This is a genomic window from Lysinibacillus sp. RU7 (assembly GCF_057837305.1).
In genome coordinates, this window is the sequence record NZ_JBYQFK010000101.1 from 1 (window position 1) to 283 (window position 283).

1 protein-coding gene is annotated in these 283 nt (G+C 51.2%); it reads left to right on the forward strand.

Annotation, left to right across the window (positions count from 1 at the left end; all coding sequences use genetic code 11):
• Window positions 1-283: hypothetical protein (locus AC3II9_RS21695; RefSeq protein ID WP_489158753.1), on the forward strand; the 283-nt coding region annotated here is incomplete at both ends.

Consider the following 283-nt stretch of genomic DNA (forward strand, 5'->3'; position numbering starts at 1 on the left):
CTACGCTTTACTTTGGTCGTTCGATTGTGGGCTGTCCAAGCGGACGCACCATTCCGCGCCTGTTTACCTTGCTGGAACACTACCAGATAACCAATATGCTGGTCTCCAGCTACGAGCTTGAACGCATCAAGAATCACCCAGATCCCTTGCTGGAATTCCAGATTGCCATACGTTGCATTACCTGCCCCGACACTGAAGTTACCCAGCCACTGCGAGACTGGGTCAGCGAACGCTTCAAAGTCAGCATCAACAGTATTTTTGCCCCTTTGGGCTTTGGCTACAT